The following is a 20,198-nucleotide window of genomic DNA, read 5'->3' as shown; positions in this document are numbered from 1 at the left end:
CTTCATTTTATGTCAATTGTAGATATAGAGCCTTCCTATATTATTAGAAAGCCTTTGTTTTTCTTTTATACTATAAACCAAAAAATCTTAGGGAATACTCCCTAAGATTTCTTTAAACTGTTTTCTCACTTTTAACGATTTCTATTTCGGTTCCGGTTTCGCAAGAAGGTAGGAATATCTAATGTATCCTCTTCTTGGGCATGGCGCTGTTGCTGTTGAGGTTCAGGCTCTCTTTCTCTTTCCCTTCTTGACACTGTATCATTTGTACGAGTCGCTGCATGTTGCTGCTGTGCAGATCGCTGCTGTCTAGCAGGTTGTTCTGATTTTTGAACAGATTCATCAAAACCTGTAGCAATGACAGTGACTATAATTTCGTCTTTTAAATTTTCATTAATAACAGAACCAAATATTACGTTCACTTCATTATCTGCAGCAGAAGTCACTAAGTCCGCAGCTTCTTGCACTTCATATAAACTTAAATTTGTTCCACCGGTAATGTTCATTAAAATACCATGTGCGCCATCGATGGAAGTTTCAAGTAATGGTGAAGATATAGCTTTTTTAGCTGCTTCTGTCGCTCGAGTTTCACCTGTTGCGACACCGATTCCCATTAAAGCAGAACCTTTATCATACATAATTGTTTTAACGTCAGCAAAATCGACGTTAATTAACCCTGGTTTAGCAATTAAATCAGATATGCCTTGTACACCTTGACGTAATACATTATCAGCTTCACGGAAAGCCTCCAACATCGGTGTATTTTTATCTACTATTTCCAACAAACGGTCGTTTGGAATGACAATTAGCGTATCAACGCTTCCTTTTAACGCATCGATCCCTGAAATGGCTTGGGTGGAGCGTCTTCTTCCTTCAAAGGAAAATGGTCGAGTAACTACCCCGACTGTTAAAGCACCCAAATCTTTAGCAATTTGTGCTATAACAGGTGCAGCACCTGTTCCCGTTCCTCCCCCCATACCAGCAGTAACGAAGATCATATCTGCACCTTGTAACACTTCTTCCAGTTGCTCTTTACTTTCTTCAGCTGCTTTCTTTCCAACTTCTGGATTAGCACCAGCACCCAAACCTCTTGTCAATTTTTCACCTATTTGAATCTTTAATTCAGCTTTAGAAAGGTTTAATGCTTGCGCATCGGTATTTACTGCTATAAATTCTACACCTTCTACACCATGCTCAATCATACGATTGACAGCATTGTTACCTCCTCCACCTACTCCAATTACTTTTATTGTAGCTAATTCTTCCATATTCATATCAAATTCTAACATAGTTCGTTCCTCCTAATGTGCAAAATTACAAACGTTCTAGAAGCTAATTGAATAGAGGTTATTTTTCGTATATTAATAGAAAACTTTCATATAATAAAAGAAAGTGTCTACTTTAATCAAAAAAATACTTAAACAAATTAGCAATTTTAGCTTCTTTTTTCTTTGGTTCTTTCGTTTCATTTGCTTTCGCTTGTTTCTTTATACGTTTTGGTTGAGCGTCTGGATCTTGTGAAATGACAGTTGGAAATAAATCTTTTCCCTGTATTTTCGCATTCCAATAAGCAAATTGCAAGATACCAACGCCTGGAGTAAATTGTGGCTCCCGCACACCTATGTAATCGGGGATAGCAATTCGAACATTAGAACGAAATACGTCTTCAGCCAACTCAAGCACACCAGGCATTGCCATCGTTCCACCAGTTAATACATAACCCCCAGGTAATTCCTGATAACCCATTTGTCGTATTTCTTTCTCAGCAAAGGCATAAATTTCTTCCATCCTTGCCTCAATTATATCTGCTATTTCTAATTGATTCGACGTTTGTTTAGAATTACTTCCGATAATGGATACATCGAATACTTCTTCCTCCATTGCATCATCATAGAAGGCATGTCCAAAATTTAACTTTACATTTTCAGCTTCTTCTGTCGACGTACGTAATCCAATGGATAGATCTTTTGTGATATTGTCTCCGCCTAATTGTATAACACTAGATGAAACCAGATGGTCATTTTCGAAGATGGAAACTGTGGAGCAACCGCCGCCTACATCTATTAAAGCGACTCCCATGCTTTTTTCATCTTTCGATAAAGCAATTGTTCCGGCGGCAAGCGGTTGAAGGCAGATGTCCGCTACTTCGAGGTTAGCACGTTCTACACATTTTAAGATATTGTGCAAAATAGTTTTTGAACAAGTAATGATAGTCCCTTCCATTTCTAAACGTACGCCAATCATCCCTCTAGGGTCATTAATTTCATCTAACCCATCGACAATAAATTGTTTAGGAATAACATCAATGATTTCTCTTTCTGGAGGAATAGACATTACTTGCGCACCATCAATTACCCTTGTAACATCTTCATCCGTTATTTCACGGTTTTCGCTTTGAACTGCTACAACTCCGTGGCATGGTTGCAATTGAATGTGATTCCCATTCACTCCTACAACTACGCGTTCAATTTTCATACCAACCATTCTTTCGGCTTGGTCTACTGCATTACGAATGGAATGTACCGTTTGATCTATATCTATGATAGCTCCTTTTTTCATACCATTCGATTTAGCAGTACCTACACCAATAATATTTAATGAATCATTTAAAACCTCACCGATAATTACTTTTATTTTTGATGTACCTATATCTAGGCTTACTAAAATATCACTGTTGTTCAAAACAAGGCACCTCCCAAATTCAAAAGCTGCACAAAAGCAAACTTCTCTCCATAATATATTTTTATCTACTATACTTTTTTAGCGACAGATGTAATGTTCTTAGATTTATCATTTCCTATAATACACGCACAAAACGTAATATATAAATTTATTCCACATAAAACTAGTAATTCCCTTTATTTTTTAGTACTTTTTTTACACTATAGGAAAGTATAGATTTCTAGGGTTTATGGTTTAAGCAAAACGACGGCTTTAAAGTCATGTTTTTCTAACATGGCACTTATCCATTGAAATGAAATATTCGCGCCGTACAAATGGATTGTAGAAAAATACACTATAACTTATCTCTAAGCTGCTAATACACAAAGGTATCGCTTCATAAACCAAACAACATTTAAACACTATTTAAAACGATTTTTCTTTTCTAATATTCTTCATTTATGAACCAAAATGAAGGGGTTAAGTTCCTTATTTTCGGATGCTAAAATTATAGAGCTCACTACTTTTTTAATCGTATAAGAAACGCTAATATAGTCATTCGTAAAACAGATTCAAAATATGTCGTTTAGAAAAAATTGATTTATAAAAAGGATAGTTTTATATAAACACTTGACTGAGAAACAATCTTCTTAAGTTAAGAATCCATTAGATAATGGTTTCCTATTGCAAAAACAAAACGCTAATCCTCCTTCTCAGCCTTTTGTCCCTTCTTTCCATTGTGAAATGACTCGAAATATGCACCAACCCCAATATGAATAATTCCTTCGCTTTCTTCATCTAGTTGTGACACGATGGAGGGGTATATTTCCATACTATCAGCAAAGTTTGGAATGCGAGCATCAACGATAAAACCATCATTCATATATAACCGCATCTTATCGTTATTATCTTTTTCTGGTGTCCAATGCACTTCCGAAATTAGATTTCGAATCGTTTCAGGTAGTTTTTCCATTTCATTCGTTAACCTATGTAAATACGTTTCCTTATTAAACCCCTTTAATAGCGGAGCATCTCCATTATACGTTTTTTTTGCCATACTTTGAAGTGTTGTTCCATTACCTAATACTGGATAGTAAGTCGTTTCTTTTTGTGTGTAACCAACAAGTTCGTATTCTTCAACCGTGATGGAAACGGTCCAAGGTAATTTTCGACTTACCTTAGCAGAAGCAATAATTGGACTATCATTTAACATCGACTCTATCGCATCAGTATCAATTGTCCATATGTTTTTATTATCGGTTAAATCCGCTTGTTTTACAATTTCATTATCCTGTAAAAAAGAATTACCTTCTACTTGGATCGTACGTATATAACTTAACGGCGATTGTAAATAAACAATAATTGAAATCAAAATGAAAAAAATAGACAGGTAAAATAACAGCCTGCGGTTTGCCTTTTTTTTCCTTGCTTGTTTTAATTTTGGAATTCGATCTTCAATCGAAACGACTTTCTTCTGAGCCATCTCCATTTCTTCCTTTATCCTAAATTAACAACAAGAAATGGCATGTACATGCCATTTCAACTTGTTACTATGAGTATATCATATAATCTATGGAAAAATGTAGTGAGACTTAGGGAAATGTAAAGTTTTTTATTTCACTATCTTGTTCTGCTATGGTCCAAAAAATACTACTGGAGAACTTACATATTTTAAACCTGCATTGTGGCGTTACCCCCTTTATTTTTATTATAAACTTAGAAAAGACTTGGCATATACTATAAACGTTAAATTTATCATTTCCTATAATATACATCGAAACCCCAGATGTAATCATCTGAGGTTTCTTGACAAACATGTCCCTTCATGCATATGCGTATATAAATGAACAAGTTATTTCTATGATTCATTCAGGGCGGATGATGACATGTTTATATTTTTGTATACTTACTAATATTTAACAAAATACCTACAGAGCAAAGAATTAATGTTAAGGAAGATCCTCCATAACTCAAAAATGGTAAAGTAATTCCAGTTACAGGAATTAGCCCAATGACGACACTAATATTAATCATTGCTTGTATCGCTAGCATGGACACGATGCCTAGAGCTAATAGACGGGCGAAACTATCTGGTGCTTCTAAGGATATTTTGATTCCTCTCCAAAACAACAAAAGAAATAATATAATCACAACCGTACCGCCAATAAATCCTAATTCCTCACCCAAGATAGCAAAGATAAAATCCGTTTGAGGTTCTGGTAAATAAAAATATTTTTGTAAACTATTCCCGAATCCTAATCCTAATAAACCACCTGGACCGATCGCATATAATGATTGAATAATTTGGAAACCATCTCCTAGCGGATCCTCCCATGGGTTCAAAAAAGCTGTAATCCGACTAATTCTATATGGTGCAGAAGCAATCAAACCAATAAAACCCACTAACCCTAGAGCTCCTAAACCAAAAAAATGAGATAATCTAGCGCCTGCAGTAAAGACCATCACCATACAAGTTAATACTAATACCATACCTGTTCCTAAATCTGGCTGCAACATAATTAAACCAAAAGCAGTAAATATCAATAGAATGGAAGGTAAAAACCCTTTTTTGAACGATGTAATATATTTTTGATATTTGGCTAAGTGGGAAGCTAGGAAAATAATCAAACCTAATTTCATAAATTCTGACGGTTGAATACTAAATGCCCCAATTCCAATCCAACTTTGCGCTCCTCCTCTTATCATGCCAATGCCAGGTATTAAAACAAGAAATAATAAACAAAAACAAACTAGTAAAATCAGCTTTGCATACTTTTTCCATGTTGTATAAGGAACATTCATAATAAGCAACATAGCTATTACTCCAGTACCCGCAAATAACAGTTGTCGTTTTACATAATAGAGGGAATCAGAAAACTTATACGCTGACCAAACGTAAGATGAACTATAAACCATTACAACACCAATTACGAGCAATCCAATAATAACTCCCATTAAAATATAATCTGGTGAAGCATTTGTTGAACGGTTTGTTTTTTGTAGCAAAAATAACACCCCACTTTTGATTATTACCAGGGGGTGTTTAAAAAGGATGCATCAATAATAGAAATTCGTATAAGATTATTTTTGTTCGTGATTGTAAAATGAACCATCAACCAGTAAATATTTTCAGCGTAGGAGTAGACAATAATCATACGCCAAGGGAAGTAGTTTCCTTCGTCATTCGGTGATTACTGGTAAGCAATCTAACTTCTCAATACGTAAATAAGCTTTCCACATTGAAATAACTTCTAATTTCTAACACCCTTTTATTATCTATTAAACAAGCCCCTATACTAATGTATGCACGGCTTGTATAAACATGTCTCCTCTTTCTTCAAACGTGCGATATTGATCCCAGCTTGCACAAGCAGGTGATAACAATATGACATCATTAGGTTCAGATATTTCATAAGCTTCCTGTACTGCTGTTTGCACATTTTTAGTTACACGAATATCAGAAACTTGCGCTTTCATTCCCAAATTTTCTAGTTTTGAAGCAGTTTCACCAAATAATACCATTGCTTTCACGTGCTGCATATATGGTAGGAGTTCGTCAAAACCGTTACCACGGTCTAATCCTCCTGCAAGTAGAATAATAGGTTGATTAAAGGCTGATAAAGCTTTTTGCGTAGCTAGACAATTGGTAGCTTTTGAATCATTATAAAACAATCGCTCACGGTGATTTTCTACAAATTGTAATCTGTGTTTCACACCTGTAAACATACTTAACACTTTTTGAATTCCTTCATTTGTTGCTCCACTTAACTTAGCAGCTGCTACACTAGCTAAAATATTCTCGTAATTATGCGATCCTAATAAGACAATATCCTTACGTTCCATAATTTTTTCTTCTTTAAAGTAGATCGCTTCGTTGTCAAGCCAAGCCCCATCGCTCTGTTTCCTTTTAACAGAAAATGGTATTTTTTGCGCTTTTGCAAGTTTAATAGCCTTTAACAAATTTTTATCTTCTGCGTTATAAACAAGAAAATCATCTTTCGTTTGGTTTTTAAAAATATTATATTTTGCTTGTTTATAGTTTTCCCATGTTTTGTGATAATCTAGATGGGCTTTAAATATATTAAGTAGTACAGCAATTTTCGGTTTAAATTTCTCGACGCCCATTAATTGAAAAGATGATAGCTCTAGTACAAGATTCTCGTTTGGATGCAAATTTTTTGCCACTTCAGTTGCAACAATGCCAATATTCCCTGCAACTTTAACAGGTTTTTCACTTTGCTTTAGCATTTCAGTAGTTAAAGTCGTCGTCGTTGTTTTACCATTAGAACCTGTTATTCCAATAATTGGTCCGCTTGCCAATTGACCCGCTATTTCAATTTCAGTTATTACAGGTATTCCCCTTTGTTGGGCTGCTACAACAATAGGGTTATCATAGGAAATACCAGGGTTTTTAACGATGACTTCTATCCCATCTAAAACACGAATAGGGTGAGAGCCGAGAATTAACTCTCCCCCTATCTCTACCCCCATCTCTACCCTCATCTTATTTAATTGGTTTACATTTGCATCAGATTCTGTTGCATTTTGATCATTTATTCGCACTTTTTTCCCCTGTTCGAGTAATGTGGTTGCGGCTGCCGTACCGCTTTTCGCTAGCCCCAAAACTAAAACATGCTCATAAGGGAAATCTTTTAATTTTCTCAACTTATACCCACCTCAATATAAATTCCTAACGCGGCAAAAACAAGCCCTACTAGCCAAAAGGTTGTAACTACTCGCCATTCTGACCATCCCAAAAGCTCATAATGATGATGTAATGGGCTCATTTTAAATACTCTTTTTCCAGTTGTTTTAAATGATATAACTTGTATGATAACAGATAATGTTTCAATAACGAACACGCCGCCAATAACAACTAAAATAATTTCAAGTTTTGTTAAAATAGCAATGATCGCAATTGCTCCACCTAAGGCTAAAGAGCCGGTATCGCCCATAAAGACCTTCGCAGGGTGCGCATTAAATACTAAAAAGCCAAGTAAAGCACCAACGATGGCCAGCGCAAATATTGCTACCTCACTTTGTGGATATCCATACAATGCTAACACGGCAAATGCACCAAAAGCAATGGCAGCAGTACCAGCTAGCAAACCGTCTAATCCATCTGTTAAATTTACTGCATTAGATGCTCCAACAAGCATAACTATAATTAAAAGAGCATATGCCCAGCCAAGCTCTAATTGGAAGGTCGTTCCGGGTACAGATATATAAGTAGGAAAACCTTGTGCTTTTAAGACAAAATAAACAACCAGCGCAATAATAAGTTGCCCAAGTAATTTTTGCTTGGAAGTTAATCCGAGATTTCTTTTTTTCATTATTTTTATAAAATCATCCAAAAATCCAAGTAACCCGTATCCTACTAATACGAACAACAAAATCCACATTTCATAGTTAACCCCAACTGGATTTACTTTCCAACTCATAATGAGAGAGGTGATAACAATACTGAATACAATCATAATCCCTCCCATTGTCGGCGTCCCGGTTTTTTTTAGATGGGATTTAGGTCCTTCTTCTCTAATACTTTGCCCAAACTTCAATCTACGCAAAAATGGAATAAAAATAGGAGATAAAAGGACGGTAATTAAAAACGCTATTAAAATAGTTACCATTAACATAGTGATATTCATTACTTTTCCTCCTTCGTTAGAAACCGTCCATCAATTCATTGACTATCGTTTTAATTCAGCTAAAATCGATTCAAATTTTAGGCCTCTCGATGCTTTAAATAATATAATTGCCTCTTCATGTAAATGGGGTTTTATATCATGAAGCAATTCAGCCTTATTCGTATAATGTGCAGCAGAAATATTGCTTCCTTGTTCTATTACTGCCTCTGTAATATATTTAGAAGCTTCACCATATGTGTAGACATTTGTAATTGGATTTTCGATGACAGCAGCTACAGATCGATGAATCGCCTCTGTATGTGCTCCTAATTCTAAAATATCCCCTAAAACAAGAATTTTTTCAGAATAATCTTCAAGCTGTTTTATTACTTCAATGGCAGCCTTCATAGAAGTTGCCGAAGCATTATAAGCATCATTAATTAACGTCACACCATTTTTTCCGTTTATCTTTTCAAAGCGCATTCCTGTCTTTTTAATATGATAAAAAGCCAATTGAATCTGTTCTACATCGATGTTCATACAAATTGCAACAGAAATTGCTAACGTAGCATTTTTAGCATGGTGTTTTCCTAAAAACGGAATCGTGTATGACGTAGCTTTGTTTATTATAAACGATGTTGCGTTGTCTTGTATATAAACCTTTGTTATTTGATATATGTTATGTTCTGCAAAACCACAAGTAATCAGCTTTTTTTGACCATGACAATGCTGCAATAAAGGTTCATCACCATCTATAATAAGCGCTCCTTTATCGCTTAATCCAAGTAAAATTTCTAATTTAGCCTTCGCTATATTTTCTCTAGAGCCTAGAAACTCAATATGAGATTCACCAATATTAGTAATTATTGCATAATCTGGTTTAGCTATATTGGTTAATACTTTTACTTCACCAGCATGGTTCATTCCCATTTCAACAACTAAAACTTCGGTATCTGGCTTCATTGATAAGATGGTCAGTGGGACACCGATGTGATTATTAAGGTTCCCTTGCGTATAATGAGTCCGATAGGTCGTTTGCATAATAGCTGCAACCATATCCTTCGTAGATGTTTTACCATTTGACCCCGTAATACCAATCACAACTGGATTGATTTTCTCGCGATAGGCAGTAGCCAGTTTTTGTAAAGCAGCCAACGTATCTTCTACATAGAAGACCATTAATGAAGAAGATACAGCTTCAGGAAGCTCTTTTTGCTCACTCCATAAAACGGCAATAGCTCCGTTATCTACTGCTTGCAATACATAATCATGGCCATCAAAATTTTCACCAATAATCGGTACGAATAAACCATTGGTCATTTCTGTACGACTGTCGGTATAAACGCCATGAATCGTTTGTTGATTCGCACTTCCTTTATAATCCAAAAACACATGAGTAAGCCAATTCACCGTAAACATTAGGCACGCTCCTTAGCTAGAATGGCTTGACGAGCAACTTCACGGTCGTCAAAATCATATTTTGTATGGCCTATTTGCTGATACGTTTCATGCCCTTTTCCCGCAATGATAATCACGTCATCTTCTGTTGCTTGGTTTATCGCTTCCTGAATAGCAACTTTTCGATCAGCAATGACGTCAAATGCTGTATCTTGATCTAATCCACTCGTCATATCTTCAAGAATAGCTAATGGATCTTCTGTTCTCGGGTTATCAGAAGTGAAGATCGGCTTATCAGCATACTTTACTGCTATTTCAGCCATTAAAGGGCGCTTGGTTCGATCCCTGTCACCACCACAACCAACGACGACAAAAACACGATTTTCAGCAAACTCCTTCACCGTCTGTAATACGTTCTCTAACGAATCAGGTGTATGTGCATAATCTACAATGACAGCAAAAGACTGTCCTTCATTTACAGGCTCAAAGCGTCCATTAATGCCTTCAATTTGCTTGAACGCTTGTTGGATCGTATCCAAAGGAATGTTAGAAGCTATCGCCGTAGCAGAAGCTGCTAACATGTTATAAACGTTAAACATTCCCATTAATTTGCTTTCAATTCGAATATTACCTACTGGAGTGTTCAAATGAAAGTGGGTTCCAGCAGCACCTAGTTCAATATCTTTCGCCATCACTTGGGAAGCTTGATGTATGCCATACGTTAACACCTGTTGTGCTGTGCTTTGTTTTAGCACATCGCTCGCCGCTTCATCCTGATTAATAATGGCGTATTTACGCCTAGTATGATTATAATTGTTACCCATTTGTGCAAACAAAAGGCTCTTTGCTCGCAAATAATCGTCCATATCTTTATGAAAATCTAAATGATCCTGAGAAAGATTTGTAAACACAGCAATATCATAATTACAGCCATGTACTCTTCCTTGAACAAGTGCATGGGAAGATACTTCCATAATCGCTTTGTCTACATTCTGTTGAACCATTTTATTAAATGTCTGTTGCAAAAAAAGCGCATCAGGAGTGGTGTTAACTACCGGATACGTCTCATCGCCGATTTTCATATGTATCGTACCAATAACACCTGTTTTTTGTTTCGCTAACTGAAATATCGTTTCTAGTAAGTAGGTTACTGTTGTTTTACCATTCGTTCCCGTAATACCAATTAGGGCAAGCTTGTCAGTGGGATTATCGTAAAATTCCACAGCAAGCATGGATAGAGCTCGATGTGTATCTGGAACTACTATAGTTGGTAGCTTCGTGTTCACAGATTTTTCTGCTATAATAGCTACTGCCCCATTAGCTTCGGCCTGAGGAACAAAATCATGACCATCCACCGTATATCCAGATATACATATAAATACATCTCCAGGCTCTACCTTTCGAGAATCCATAACAATACGGTTAACGGTTAGTTTTGCCATATGGTCTGTTGTGTGATAAAAAGGTATACTCGTTAATAATTCCTCTAAGTTCATTCGTAACATCCCATTCTTCATTGAATTATCTCATTATAACATTCTTCTTGTAAATGACTTTTAAGAGGGTGAAAACACCCTCTTTCTTTTTCGCCTATCTATTATAGCAAATTTAAATGTGTTTAACGATTATTTTCTGCTAAATACACTCTGATTTTTGATCCTTGCTCCACTTTCGTCCCTGGTTTAGGCGCTTGATCTACAATGTAGTCGCCATCACCACTTGTTTCGATGGATAAATTGGTCATATATTCCTGCAAATCTTTCTTCTTCATTCCCTTCACATCGGGCACCTCAATTTTAGGCTGTTCTGGCCATTGATAATCCTTTTCAATACCTTCTGTTCGCGGTTTTACATCCATTGCCCTTAGGCTATCTCCAATAATTGTTCCTACCACAGGGGCAGCCACAACCCCACCAAATTGCACTGCATTTTTTGGATTATCTACAGCAACATATACAACAATTTCAGGATCATCAGCTGGGGCAAAACCAATAAAAGAAACGACATAGTTATTTTCCATATATCTTCCATCCGGACCAACTTTTTGCGCTGTTCCAGTTTTTCCACCTACTCTATACCCATCGACATATGCAGGGCGCCCAGTTCCTTGAGCTACTACACTTTCCAAAGCATGACGTATTTCATTGGAAGTATCTTCAGAAATAACTCTCTTTTTCATGGTCGGTTTAACTTGCTTTTGGACAGACTGAGTCGTTGAATTAATCCATTCTTCTGCAATATACGGCTCATATAAGAATCCTCCATTCACCGCTGCAGATACAGCCATTACTTGCTGAATTGGGGTTACCGAAACACCTTGACCGAAAGCTGTAGTAGCTAATTCAACTGGCCCAACATTTTCAGGTTTAAATAAAATCCCAGTACCCTCTCCTTGCAAATCAATTCCTGTTTTCTTTCCAAAACCAAACAGATCAATATACGAAAATAGTTTATCTTTTCCTAGCTTTTGACCAAGACTCACAAATCCTGGGTTACACGAGTTTTGCACTACTTCTAAATAGCTTTGGTGTCCATGTCCCCCACTTTTCCAACAATGTAATTCCGAACCTCCCACAGAGATATCGCCATCATCATGGTAATGGTCTTTATTTAAATCAACCACTTCTTCCTCTAATGCAGCAGCAAGTGTAATAATCTTAAATGTAGACCCAGGCTCATACGTACTCCAAATTGGTAAATTACGGTCAAAGATATCAGAGTCCACTTCCTGATATTTTTCCGGATGAAAGTTTGGCCTAGATGTCATCCCAAGTACACCACCAGTCTTCGGATTAACAGCAATTGCCACTGCACCATCTGGGTTATATTTTGAGGCAACTAAATCCAATTCTCTTTCCATAATCGTTTGCACGCGTGTATCAATCGTTGTTTTTAAATCAAGCCCATCTTCTGGTTCGGAGTATATATCTGCTAAGCGTTCCAGTCTTCTACCTTTAGCATCAGAATAAAATGATAAACTACCTTTATTTCCGCTAAGTTGTTCATCATAAAATAATTCCAAGCCCATTAGACCTTGATTATCTATCCCTGCAAAACCGAGGACATGAGATAAATCATCTCCAAACGGATAATGACGTTTTGAGTCTTTTGATAAATATACGCCATTCATATCTAATGTTCTAATTGCTAGCTCTTGTTTTTCGTTAATTTTTCTACCTTCCGGGTGAATATTTACACTTGAAGCATTCTTCGTAACATACTCAAACGCTTCATCCTCTGACATTTGTAAAATGGAGGCTAGTTTTTGAGCTGTTTTTTCAGCGTCATCTATCTGTCTAGGAACAACGACCACAGATGGAGCTGTTACATTTTCGGCTAGTACCTCTCCATTACGATCAAGAATTTTTCCTCTTTCTGGTTCAAATTCAATATCTCGCGTCCATAATTCTGTAGCTTGTCCCATCAACTCATCGCCAATTACAAATTGGACATAACCTAAACGAATATCGATAATAACAAACACCAATATTCCAATAAGAAAAACAGTGACAATCCTCTTTTTTGTAGTCACAGCAGATACACGTTTCATACTACATCTCCTTTTTAAAGACATGCTTGTATCCACTATATGAATAATAAAAAAGGATTAGAACACTGTTCTTTGTTATTTGTCGGTCTCCACAACGTATAGCAAGAAGGCCCCTTCAACTAATCTTTATTCTTTTTATTGTTTGGTAGTTCCAGCTCTATGCCAAGGTAATCTTTTGATTTAACAGCTGTTCCCGCTTTAATACTTTGGGTTTTAACATAACCATCACCAAACGTTTCTGTCTTTAATTCTAACAAACTAGACAGTTTTAGAGCATCGCGAAGTGACCAGCCGATTATGTTTGGCATTTTAGGTTTTTCCGTAATCATAATAATATGATCATTCGGCAACACTCGATCTCCTTTTTGTACATTACTTGAAACGACTTTACCTTTACCAACTGACGTTACACGTAAACCCTTTTTCGTCAATTCTTGTTTTAGAGTTTCTGAACTCTTCCCTATGAGTTCTGGGATTTTTATATGTTTTATTTGATCTGATTCTTGTTTATCTGGATCAATGTTTAAATAATGCAAGCCATTCTCCATCACATTTTTAAAAATAAATGCTACCGGGTCAGATCCCCTTTCCAAAGATCCATCTTCTTTTTCACCTAACTTTGGTTGTTTAACAGATACATACATCATTAATTGAGGGTCATCAATGGGTGCCATTCCTAAAAAGGAAAAAATATAATTTTCTCTACCTGTTAAATAACCACCTTTAGGATTAGGAATTTGCGCTGTCCCTGTTTTTCCACCAACTTTATAGCTCTTTAATCGGTAATCTTTACCAGTTGCGTGTTCTCCATTAACTGCCTGATCCAGAAGCTTAAGCACTTGTTGAGACGTTTCTTTAGAAATGGGGTCACCAACCACATCCGTTTTTTTTTCTTTTGTTGGCTTCTCTGTATTAGAACTTGTAATCTTATTAATAATATAAGGCTTTACCATTTTTCCATCGTTGGCAATAGCAGTGGCCGCCTTCATTTGTTGCATTGGAGTCATGGTTGTACCTTGACCAAATGCTGTAGTTAACTTTTCTGCTGGCCAATTATATAATATTTTGCCAATCACTTCATTTGGTAGATCAATATTTGTCTTTTGATCGAAATGAAAGGCTTTTAAATACTCAAGATATTTATCAGATCCAATTTTTTCCCACACAAGTTTAGACGCGGCGACATTAGAAGAACGCTCAAACCCTTCATTGTATGAAATAGGTCCCCAACCATTTCCGCCATTATGATCACGAATAGGTGTTATTTGCTCATTGGGTTGATAGCGACCTGACTTATATGCTTCCGTTCCATTATAAACGCCTTCTTCTATCGCAGCCGCCCAAGTAAACATTTTCATTGTAGATCCAGGCTCAAATGGCGTCGATACAACATCATTATACCAATTTTCTACATTTTTAGGGTTATTTGGGTTATAACTTGGACGATTTCCCATTGCTATAACCTCTCCAGTCTTAGGATTCATCACTACTGCTGAAATACGTTCAGGTTCGTATTTCTTTTCAACTTGAGTTAAAGTATCTTCTAGTAAGGTCTGTATTTTTTGGTCGATCGTTAAATAGATATTTCCGCCATCCTCATTTTTCTTTACTATTTCTTTTGGATCAAGTAGTTTCTTATTATATTTATCACGTTGAAAAGCAATGTAACCATCTTCCCCACTTAAATGTTTATCCATTTCTTTCTCAATTCCAGTAACACCTTGCATTTTTTGCTTTGTAGTACTTTCTTGCTTATCCTTTACGTCCATCTCTTTCGCAAAACCAATTATTTGGGACGCAAAGGTGCCGTTCGGGTATGAGCGAACAGACTCTTCCCTGAAAAGAATCCCTGGCAAATGAAGTTCCTCAATTTCCTCTTTCTTTTGTAAAGACAAATCTCTACCTTTCTTACCAAATTCAACTTGGAAGCGATCGTTATCTATCCCTTCCTGCAAGCGAGCTAGTATGTCTTTTTCCTCCATATCTAATAGAGGAGCTAATTTTTTTGCTGTTTTCTCTGTTTCCTTAACATGTCTTGGTTCTTCTGCCCCATCAGAATATGTTTCATCGACTATTGCGTACATTCTATAGCTTGTTTGATCGTAGGCAAGTGTCATTCCGTTGTTATCAAATATCTTCCCGCGCTCTGCTGGGAGTTCATACGATGTTGTTCGTTGCTTGTCAGCCCATGCTTCTAAAGAAACCCCATCAATTTCCGCAGTAGCTTGTATATAAAGAAATCTTCCTGATAATGTTAAAAATATACCCACAAAAAGAATGATAAAAATACCTGCCATAAAATGCGTTGTTTTGTTTTTCCTCATAACCTATCTATTCTCCTTGAATAATTATTCATCGATAGATTTTGCTTGCTTCACTTTTGCATCTTGAACTTGAAAACCGTTTTTCTTAGCAATGTCAATGATGCGCTCTGGTCGGCTTAACGAATTAATTTCATCTTTTAATAAATCATTCTCAGATTGTTGTACTTTTACTTTATTCTCTAGCTCTTGCATCTCGCGATTAATCGAGTCTGTGGATGAAGTAAATGAAACCATGTAGATACTGGCCGCTATAATAATTAGCCCAATAAGACTGTAAATGATTTTTTCACCTTTTGTTATCCAACCTTGCTTGGTAACTTTTACTGGAACCGATTGTTCCTGGGTCTTTTGCGGTTTTAGTTGCTCCCAGCTTCTTGCATGATTTGCACTCATTATTTTCTCCACCCTTCTTTATAAGTAAAATCGTCTTTCCATTCGGCTACTTTTTCAGCAACTCGAAGCTTAGCAGATCGTGATCTTCTATTTACATCCAGTTCATTCTCTGTTGCAACAATTGGTTTTCTTGTAACTAAACGAAAAGGAGCTTCATTTTCTTTTGGTAAAACTGGTAAATTACGTGGAGTTTCTTTGTCTGTACTCCATTTTTTAAAAGCTTGCTTACAAAGTCTATCCTCTAAAGAATGGAAAGTAATAACTGCTATTCGTCCGTTTATTCCTGTTACTTTTGCCGCTTGATGAAGGGCATCATTAAATACACCTAGTTCATCATTGACGGCAATTCTTAATGCTTGAAACACCCGTTTAGCTGGATGGCCGCCTTTACGTCGTGCGGGGGCAGGAATTGCTTCCTTAATTATTTCTACTAATTGATATGTCGTCTCAATCGGCGCTTTTTTTCTATGTTCTTCTATTTTTCTGGCGATTTGCTTAGAAAACTTTTCCTCTCCGTATTGAAAGAAAATCTTCACTAAAGCTTGATAATCCCAATAATTAACTACAAAATAAGCGTCAAGTTTTTGCTGTTGATTCATTCGCATGTCTAACTTAGCGTTATGTTGATAACTAAAACCGCGATCTCCTTTATCGAGCTGTGGTGAAGATACACCCAAATCAAATAAGACTCCATCTACTTTGTGAATATTTTCTTTTGATAATACAACCTCTAGTTCACTAAAATTAGCATGAATAAATCTTATACGTTCCTTATAAGACTGCAAACGACTTTTTGCTGCCTGTAATGCATGGATATCTTGATCAAAACCAAGTAACAAACCATCTTGATTTAACATGGAAGCTATCACTTCTGCATGTCCACCGCCACCTAGTGTACAATCTACATACACCCCATCTGGTTTAATGGCAAGGCCTTCTATGGTCTCATTTTTTAACACACTTTTATGATCAAACATATAAACACCCTGTTCCCTTTCAAGCAAGCTAGTGTGTTAGTCCATTTTATCGCTAAAAGAACTAGCACAATTGCTTTAGATATCAAAATCCATTAAATTCTCAGCGATTTCAGCGAAAGATTCTTCAGAGTCTGTAACGTAAGATTCCCACTGTTCACTGGACCATATTTCTATGCGATTCGAAACACCAATAACAACACATTCTTTTTCAATGCCTGCATAGTTTCGTAATGATTGTGGAATATTTATTCTTCCCTGTTTATCAATTTCACATTCTACTGCGCCAGAAAAGAAGAACCTTGTAAACGCTCTGGCATCTTTTTTCGTTAGTGGGAGTTTTTTTAATTTTTCTTCTAATATGCTCCATTCTTCCATGGGGTACACAAATAAACATTGATCCAGCCCTCGGGTCACAACAAAGCTATCTCCAAGCTGGTCTCGAAACTTGGAAGGAACAATTATTCTTCCTTTTGCATCAATGTTATGTTGGAATTCACCCATAAACATATAGTCCGCCCACCTTCGTATACCCTATATTACCACATCCCCCCACTATTCACCACCAATTTTTTTATTATTGCTTTAGTTAGCTTGAAAATGGACATTTATACCTATTTAAAAGAACAAAGAAAAGACTGCCATAATAATAATGACAGCCTTTTTACATACAATTTATTTCAAGTGGGAGAAAGTAGCGCTTCAAAGCTAAGAACAAGCCCCTCTCCACAACATAGAATGTAAACTTATCTTTGGCCCCTTGAACGAATAACTTAAAGGTAAACAAGATAGTGGGAATTGTTAAAGGAATATGTATACTGTAACAATCGGTTTGTAAATGACATACCATACATATTTAACCAAGGAAGAGGATTCCAAATACGTTCTTGTAATCCATTTTCTGGGTGGAGCGTACATTCCAGTAAATCAAATGTGGCTAAATCATTTTGATACTGTAATTGCAGTTCCTTTATTAAGCGATTTTCTAAATATTGGATATGATTTTGAATATAGTCCAAATTCTTATTAGCTAACGCCCCTAAATCACTCCTCATAGAAGCAGCTAGATGACGCATGGGAGCATGAACTTTAGTTATTTGTTCTTGTACTTCCTGAGTAATTGTTTTTATGGAAGGATACGATGTTGTTGCTAGCCACTTCTCTTTTACTTCACGCACACCTTCATTAATCACTTGTTCTGCACTTAGTTGACAATGGGATAATAATTTATCAGTCGTACGATCAATAATGGATAAAGATAGCCTAGGTACCACTGGCGGCATTTTCATTTGCAAGTGATGAAATGCTGTCTTCAATGTAGACCAATAGCTTATTTCACCAGGTCCTGCTATAAATGCAAGGTTTGGAAATAATTTTTCTTGCATTAAGGGACGAGTAACTACATTATTATTTAATTTTTCTGGCGTATCTTTAGCAATTTGCTTTAGTTGTTCCGTTGTAAAATATATACTGTTCTGTTTGTTCGTCCATCCTTTTTCCTTCGATCGTTGCAACAATATGCGCTCACCATTCTCATAATAGAACAGATGGCCATCTACGGGTGTCGCAGATAGACCTACGGTGTAGCCTAAAGATTGTAATTGATCTAAGGAATCGCACACTGCTTTACTTATCTCTGGTTGACTTTCCACCATTTCCACAAAGTAATCACTTTCTAACTGGCGTACAGACTTATTTCCAGAATCGATTAGTACTACCCCTTCTTTAGGAAATAGACAGAAAATAAGTTTAGCAAAGAAATCAACAAACGTATGTGAAGATGATAAGCAGCTAATTATTTCATGGTACAACGTTTTTGTATGATTCGTCTCGCTTAATTGTTCAAATAATTTATCCAACCACTGCTTCAGTTTCGCGTGGTCCATTTCCATATCCGTTAAAGATGTTTTGGTTTGCAAATGTTGCTTTAATATATTTTTTTGTATTTGATGTTCTTTACACATATAAACATGATTCACTTCTGCAAAATCATGATCTTCCCCTGCTATCCAAAAAACAGGTATGACTGGTACGCCTAACTCCGCTTCCTGTTCCCTTGCTAGCTGAATAATTGAAATTAGTTTATTAATCGTATATAGCGGCCCTGTTAGGAGACCAGCTTGCTGCCCACCGATAACGGTCACAGCTTGTGACTGACGTAATCTTTGAATGTTTTTCTGCGTGCTTTCAGGAGCTTGCCATTGTTTGTTTATGGACTGTAAAACATCACATAACTCCTGACGCTTATAAACGTTTTTTTGCAGATCATGATACCTATGCTTCCATTCACCGAATGCAGCGTAATCAAAAAACGAATGAATACTCGCCTCATTATTACGATAATCTTTCATTAAATTACTTTGTTGCTTTAAATTTATAGGTTCGATCCGCATCGATTCAAGCTCCTTTATATGTAATCTCCTCCATGTATTGTACATAATAATTTTAAAAATTTCATGCGATCTGTTCGAGCTTGATTCAGAAGTCTATTTGAACAAGCCATAGAAAATATAGAATTTCTATGGTTAACAGTATGAGCAAGACAATGGCGCTTCATCGCCATAAAACTTGGCAATAGCCAAGTTTTTCTAATGGTATCAACTTAAAAGCTCATTATTTCCTACACAGAAAAAAAGATACGTTGTATGATCCCTGTAACAATTAACAGTCCATATAACGTAATAAACAGTAAAAACATCAGTCGCCAAACTATTCTAATAGCTTTACTTAAAAGGACTTCCGTTCTCTTCTTCCACTGGAAAATAAGAACACCCACCAAAAGGAGTAGAAAAAGAATAATAATAGCAGCCGTCAACGACATGCCTATAACCATGTCTATCATTAATGTTACAGCTATCAAGTATAAAGGTGTAGTTACATATACTGCCAGATGAAAAGATTTGATTTTTTGCTCTGTTAACTTATAACTACAAACATACACAATCCATGTCGCTAAAAAAGGTAGAGAAATAAAAAAAGCAATAATATACATTATTCCATTCAACATAATATTCTTTCCTCCAATATACCACTGCTGTTATTATACTAATAGAAGTACTTTAATTCATCTATTTTATAAATAAGAACAGAAATGTGTTCAACAAACATGAATGCGCTTCACTTTATTTTCATCTTTACTTTTTTTATATTATAATAAATTCATAGAAAAGCAAAAATAATTCTATAAAAACTGGGCTTACACCAAGACATTATGGTGGAACTTGTAGGTTTTTCTTATACTATAGGTGCGAAGTTTTAAACTTTTATATAGTGT

Annotated in this window: 15 protein-coding genes; all 15 read right to left on the bottom strand. The window is 36.1% G+C overall.

Translation table 11 applies throughout. The annotated features are described in order from the left end of the window. Positions 1-131: 131 nt before the first annotated feature. The 15 genes from ftsZ to HLX49_RS03945 all read right to left on the bottom strand — a co-directional run bounded on the left by ftsZ (position 132) and on the right by HLX49_RS03945 (position 19,931). Positions 132-1,286 (bottom strand): cell division protein FtsZ, encoded by a 1,155-nt coding sequence (gene ftsZ, locus HLX49_RS04015; protein ID WP_077704320.1) that lies wholly within the window; start codon positions 1,284-1,286, stop codon positions 132-134. Positions 1,287-1,398: 112 nt separating this feature from the next. Further along, a complete protein-coding gene (gene ftsA / locus HLX49_RS04010) occupies positions 1,399-2,679 on the bottom strand; it encodes a cell division protein FtsA (protein ID WP_077704323.1) in 1,281 nt (426 codons plus the stop codon). A 679-nt stretch (positions 2,680-3,358) separates the two neighbouring features. After that, positions 3,359-4,141: a cell division protein FtsQ/DivIB gene (locus tag HLX49_RS04005; protein WP_077704327.1), complete on the bottom strand. Its 783-nt coding sequence runs from the start codon at positions 4,139-4,141 to the stop codon at positions 3,359-3,361. 407 nt (positions 4,142-4,548) lie between these two features. Next, complete coding sequence (gene spoVE, locus HLX49_RS04000) at positions 4,549-5,613, bottom strand: stage V sporulation protein E (RefSeq protein WP_296360885.1); 1,065 nt, start codon at positions 5,611-5,613, stop codon at positions 4,549-4,551. 336 nt (positions 5,614-5,949) lie between these two features. Further along, entirely contained in the window at positions 5,950-7,323 is a 1,374-nt protein-coding gene (gene murD / locus HLX49_RS03995; RefSeq protein WP_296360881.1) for a UDP-N-acetylmuramoyl-L-alanine--D-glutamate ligase, read from the bottom strand. Further along, positions 7,320-8,306, bottom strand: coding sequence for a phospho-N-acetylmuramoyl-pentapeptide-transferase (gene mraY / locus HLX49_RS03990; protein ID WP_296360880.1), 987 nt, complete (start codon positions 8,304-8,306; stop codon positions 7,320-7,322). Before mraY ends, murD begins: the two co-directional genes overlap by 4 nt. Before the next feature lie 42 nt (positions 8,307-8,348). Then, a complete protein-coding gene (locus HLX49_RS03985; RefSeq protein WP_296360879.1) occupies positions 8,349-9,704 on the bottom strand; it encodes a UDP-N-acetylmuramoyl-tripeptide--D-alanyl-D-alanine ligase in 1,356 nt (451 codons plus the stop codon). Further along, positions 9,704-11,179: a UDP-N-acetylmuramoyl-L-alanyl-D-glutamate--2,6-diaminopimelate ligase gene (locus HLX49_RS03980; protein WP_296360884.1), complete on the bottom strand. Its 1,476-nt coding sequence runs from the start codon at positions 11,177-11,179 to the stop codon at positions 9,704-9,706. The genes HLX49_RS03985 and HLX49_RS03980 overlap by 1 nt, the downstream gene beginning before the upstream one ends. 122 nt (positions 11,180-11,301) lie before the next feature. Further along, positions 11,302-13,233 (bottom strand): stage V sporulation protein D, encoded by a 1,932-nt coding sequence (locus tag HLX49_RS03975; RefSeq protein WP_296360878.1) that lies wholly within the window; start codon positions 13,231-13,233, stop codon positions 11,302-11,304. Between the two features lie 119 nt (positions 13,234-13,352). After that, positions 13,353-15,557, bottom strand: coding sequence for a penicillin-binding protein (locus HLX49_RS03970; RefSeq protein WP_296360877.1), 2,205 nt, complete (start codon positions 15,555-15,557; stop codon positions 13,353-13,355). Positions 15,558-15,581: 24 nt separating this feature from the next. After that, the gene (gene ftsL / locus HLX49_RS03965) at positions 15,582-15,950 is read right to left on the bottom strand and encodes a cell division protein FtsL (protein ID WP_073005281.1); all 369 of its coding nucleotides are present in this window, start codon (positions 15,948-15,950) and stop codon (positions 15,582-15,584) included. Next, positions 15,950-16,927 carry a 16S rRNA (cytosine(1402)-N(4))-methyltransferase RsmH gene (rsmH, locus tag HLX49_RS03960; protein WP_077704357.1) on the bottom strand — a complete coding sequence of 326 codons (978 nt, stop codon included), beginning with the start codon at positions 16,925-16,927 and terminating at the stop codon, positions 15,950-15,952. Before rsmH ends, ftsL begins: the two co-directional genes overlap by 1 nt. 75 nt (positions 16,928-17,002) lie before the next feature. Beyond that, a complete protein-coding gene (gene mraZ, locus HLX49_RS03955) occupies positions 17,003-17,434 on the bottom strand; it encodes a division/cell wall cluster transcriptional repressor MraZ (RefSeq protein ID WP_077704360.1) in 432 nt (143 codons plus the stop codon). A 263-nt stretch (positions 17,435-17,697) separates the two neighbouring features. Further along, complete coding sequence (gene bshC, locus HLX49_RS03950; protein ID WP_296360876.1) at positions 17,698-19,317, bottom strand: bacillithiol biosynthesis cysteine-adding enzyme BshC; 1,620 nt, start codon at positions 19,315-19,317, stop codon at positions 17,698-17,700. A gap of 227 nt (positions 19,318-19,544) precedes the next feature. Continuing rightward, the gene (locus HLX49_RS03945; protein ID WP_296360875.1) at positions 19,545-19,931 is read right to left on the bottom strand and encodes a DUF3397 domain-containing protein; all 387 of its coding nucleotides are present in this window, start codon (positions 19,929-19,931) and stop codon (positions 19,545-19,547) included. Positions 19,932-20,198 lie beyond the last annotated feature (267 nt).

The sequence above is a fragment of the Virgibacillus sp. genome, from assembly GCF_013393565.1.
Lineage (GTDB): Bacteria > Bacillota > Bacilli > Bacillales > Amphibacillaceae > Virgibacillus > Virgibacillus dokdonensis.
This window is presented reverse-complemented; position numbering and strand designations above follow the sequence as displayed.